Origin of the sequence: Streptococcus sp. HMSC066F01 (assembly GCF_001837335.1) — a bacterium.
Classification (GTDB): Bacteria; Bacillota; Bacilli; order Lactobacillales; family Streptococcaceae; genus Streptococcus; species Streptococcus oralis_S.
The window spans coordinates 1-598 of sequence record NZ_KV832066.1 but is presented as its reverse complement, the minus strand read 5'-3'; the positions used below and the strand labels follow the sequence as shown (position 1 = coordinate 598).

Sequence of the window (598 nt, the reverse complement as noted above, 5' to 3'; positions counted from 1 at the left end):
GGTGGTAAGTATGAAAACAAAGCCTACCAAATTGATTTTGGAAATGGCTATGCTACAGAAGTAGTTGTCAACAATGTACCGAAAATCACACCTAAAAAAGATGTGACAATCAGTATGGATCCAAGCAGTGACAATATTGATGGTCAAACAATTCCATTGAACCAGTACTTCAATTATCGTTTAATCGGTGGTTTGATTCCACAAAATCATTCTGAGGACTTGAATGACTATAGTTTTGTAGATGATTATGACCAAAAAGGTGATCAATACACTGGAAACTATAAAGTTCTTGCCAAGGTTGATATCCGATTGAAAGACGGTCGTGTTATTAAGGCAGGAACAGACTTAACGGCTGAAACACAGGTTGAACATGATCAAGATAAGGGAATGCTTACAATTCGCTTCAAGGAAGAATTCCTTCAAGAGATTCAGTTGGATTCTCCATTCCAGGCTGAGACTTATATTCAAATGAAACGAATTGCTGTTGGAACCTTTGAAAATACCTATGTAAATACTGTGAACAAAGTTGCTTACGCTTCAAATACAGTTCGTACGACAACGCCAGAACCTAAGAAACCAGAGGAGCCAACAACTCCTA

The 598-nt window shown here is 37.8% G+C and carries 1 protein-coding gene; it reads left to right on the top strand.

The genetic code is table 11. The features are described from left to right. The coding region (locus tag HMPREF2655_RS00130) for an LPXTG cell wall anchor domain-containing protein (protein ID WP_180364302.1) at positions 1-598 on the top strand (598 nt) is incomplete at both ends.